Origin of the sequence: uncultured Candidatus Kuenenia sp. (genome assembly GCF_900696675.1) — a bacterium.
In the GTDB taxonomy this organism is placed as follows: Bacteria; Planctomycetota; Brocadiia; order Brocadiales; family Brocadiaceae; genus Kuenenia; species Kuenenia stuttgartiensis_A.
The window spans coordinates 1-3,077 of record NZ_CAADGZ010000218.1; the positions used below are offsets into that span (position 1 = coordinate 1).

The following is a 3,077-nucleotide window of genomic DNA, read 5'->3' on the forward strand; positions in this document are numbered from 1 at the left end:
ATGCTATCTTTCTACGCATACGGATTGCTCCATTGTGTGCGCATAGGCACAAACTTCTCTACGAGGATTAGGCTCGCAGAGGTGGTATTTTCAACCACTCAGGTATTCCATACTTCAAGGCACTCATTATACTCAAGGGATTCACAAAGTGTGATTTCAAAAATGCTATAACTATTTGTGTCAACAAAAGTTAAATCTAGTTTTAGAAATCCCTATTTGTGAACTCATAAAGTATAGTATAACCCTTGAGTATTATGTTATGAGTTATCAAACGCGTTTTCTTAAAAACGAGTTTGAGGAACGAATGCCGATGTTAATCACCACCATTTCTCATTTAAGCGAATACCCATTAATAATGAAAGATAAAGCTGCAATCGAAAAGAGGGCAGAGGGGCGCGAGTGCAAGCAAGTCTCACATCCATTAAATCCGCACTTTAGTGCGGTGATATTCGTAAGATAGTCTGAAAGAATAAACAACGTATTGTAGAAAAATGTCATGGGAAAACTACTTGGTATTGCTTTAAAAAAGGCTTCACGCGAGCCAATGATTATCGTTAACGAGGCGCATGTTACTATTAACGATGGTATTGAAAACGATTATAAAGGAAGTATTAAAAAAAGACAAATCACGGTATTGACACATGAAGCATGGGACGAAGCATGTGCCGACATAAAGAAGATATTGCCCTGGACAAACAGAAGGGCGAATTTGTTTATAGAAGGGGTGTCTCTTGTTGATACGAAAGATACTTTCCTGCGCGTAGGAGATGTTGTTTTGAAAATAAATGGAAAGACAACGCCGTGCTGGCGCATGGATGAGATTGCGCATGGGTTAATGGGTTCTCTGGAATCGTTTTGGCGTTGTGGGGTAAAATGCAGTGTGATAAAAGGGGGAAAAATTTCCATTGGCGACGATGTAACGATCTGCCAAACAGCAGAAATCACAGGAATTGCAGAAGAATAGCAGGTCGAAACATTTGCCGTAATTGTCAGAATATTCTTACTAAGGTACTCACTCATTGCGGGTTCAGGAACCAAAAAGAGTTTAACCACAAAGGGTACGAAGAATACAGAACACAAAGGACACAAAGAAGATGATAAAAAGGAGCGGGGAGGGTATCTTTGGTTGCGACTTTACTGTGCTATGGAATCTGCAATATATCATATAACATATTCATATTTATATTTTCCCTGACCGCCTCTGCCAATGCATTGTAATTGTCGTCTTTTGTCTTTTGGGTCTTTATGGAAGAGGTTTTTGTGGCATGAACGCCTTTTTTTTGTTTCAGATAAAATAAGAGTCCCGAACGAAACCCGTCGTTATCGAAAATCCCGTGTATGTATGTTCCCATAATATTTCCATCGTGGGATATGCACCCATCCGGGATATCAACCTGTTTGCCCGCCCGTTCAATAATCCTTGCAAATGGCGTACAGGTGTTCGCGTCTTCAAATCGTGTTCTTCCCATATGAATTTCATACCCCTGAATGTCCTCCTGCATGCCGGCGAATGGTTTATACGCCCCAACCTTTGCTCTTACCTGAAACGTTTGTTTTGATGTTTCAAAAGTAGTAATGCTGTTAACTAAACACAAACCTTGCGCACCGTCCGCTTGCGATTCAACATGATAGGGATCATTAATCTGTTTCCCCATCATTTGATAGCCGCCACAGATACCAACAATCATTGTTCCGCTATTTGAAAGGGTTATGATTTTGTTGAAAATACCTCTTTCCTTCAAAAAATGCAAATCGCCTATGGTATTTTTCGTGCCGGGGATAATGAGCATATCCGGCTTGCCAATCTCATCCGCATTATCCACAAGCCTCATGTTTACATCGTCTTCCTGCGCCAGTGCGTTAAAATCTGTGAAATTCGATATGCGGGGCAGTTTAATCGCTACAATATCCAAACATCTCTTTTCTGCCCCATTGTTATTGTTCTTATAGCTTTCGAGTGAAACGGAATCTTCATCGTCAATGTTAAGATTATGGAGATATGGCACTACGCCGATGACGGGCCGTTTGATGCGTCCCTCAAGCATTTCCAGACCCGGTTTCAATATATTTTTATCCCCCCGGAATTTATTAAAGACAATGCCTTTCACCCTTTCTCTTTCATCTGTATTCAGCAGTTCCATTGTTCCCACTATCCAGGCAAATGCCCCTCCTCTGTCTATATCCGTAACGAGCAATACAGGGGCAGAGGCCATTTTCGCCATTCCCATGTTAACAATATCGCCGTCTTTCAGGTTTATTTCCGCCGGGCTTCCCGCCCCTTCTATAACGATAATATCAAATTGCCGTTGTAAGGCAGTGTAGGCATCCTGTATGACCGAAACCAACTCTCCCTTTTTTTGATAATATTCTTTTGCCGTCATATTCCCAACGGGTTTTCCCATAACAATAACCTGGGAACCACAATCTCCCGTAGGTTTTAAAAGAATAGGATTCATTTCAACCACAGGCTCTGTTTTTGCCGCCTCTGCCTGCGCTACCTGTGCACGCCCCATTTCTTTACCCTCTTTTGTCACAAAAGAATTCAGCGCCATGTTTTGCGCCTTAAAGGGGGCCACGCTAAAACCATCCTGTTTTAATATCCGGCACAAGGCACATACAAGAATACTTTTTCCTACGTGAGAACCGGTGCCCTGTATCATTATTGATTTGTTTTTCATAAATAATCACGTCCCTAAACTGGCATAGCTAGAACCAAACAAATACGAAAACAATCCTCAATCCTTAATCTGCAATTTATCGATTGCCAAACTGCATAAAAGGCCAATAAATATTTTGCCAAAAAGCACGCACTGACAAATGAAAGTGTGTAAAGAAATCACTGTTAAGGGAACTACTGCGGGTTCAGGCTTGTAACCCAATGTCATTAAGTTAAGCAAACGGCCAGAAAAGTCTCCCTTAATAAAGCTAATCTTTACCCACAAATTTCAAGAGCACCGTAGTTGTACGGCCAATTGAGCTGAAGGCTAAGTGGTGTAAAGTTCGTAAGCAACTTCAATATCAGCCAAACGTGACATGCCTCGCCAAAGTACTTCACTTCCGGGATGGCCATCACCACG

At 41.6% G+C, this 3,077-nt stretch carries 3 protein-coding genes; 2 read left to right on the forward strand and 1 reads right to left on the reverse strand.

Annotated elements, in window-relative coordinates:
• Nucleotides 1-259 precede the first annotated feature (259 nt).
• Nucleotides 260-460 carry a hypothetical protein gene (locus tag QZT26_RS17020; RefSeq protein ID WP_099323659.1) on the forward strand — a complete coding sequence of 67 codons (201 nt, stop codon included), beginning with the start codon at nt 260-262 and terminating at the stop codon, nt 458-460.
• 36 nt (nt 461-496) lie between these two features.
• Entirely contained in the window at nt 497-964 is a 468-nt protein-coding gene (locus QZT26_RS17025) for an MOSC domain-containing protein (RefSeq protein ID WP_099323658.1), read from the forward strand.
• A 178-nt stretch (nt 965-1,142) separates the two neighbouring features.
• Here QZT26_RS17025 and QZT26_RS17030 read toward each other — a convergent pair whose 3' ends face one another.
• A complete protein-coding gene (locus tag QZT26_RS17030) occupies nt 1,143-2,678 on the reverse strand; it encodes a cobyric acid synthase (RefSeq protein ID WP_099323657.1) in 1,536 nt (511 codons plus the stop codon).
• Between the last annotated feature and the right edge of the window lie 399 nt (nt 2,679-3,077).

What these genes read in the sequence shown, in the direction of transcription:
- QZT26_RS17020 (WP_099323659.1), top strand. Translation starts at nt 260, where the DNA reads ATGAGTTATCAAACGCGTTTTCTTAAAAACGAGTTTGAGGAACGAATG.
- QZT26_RS17025 (WP_099323658.1), top strand. Translation starts at nt 497, where the DNA reads ATGGGAAAACTACTTGGTATTGCTTTAAAAAAGGCTTCACGCGAGCCA.
- QZT26_RS17030 (WP_099323657.1), bottom strand. Translation starts at nt 2,678, where the DNA reads ATGAAAAACAAATCAATAATGATACAGGGCACCGGTTCTCACGTAGGA.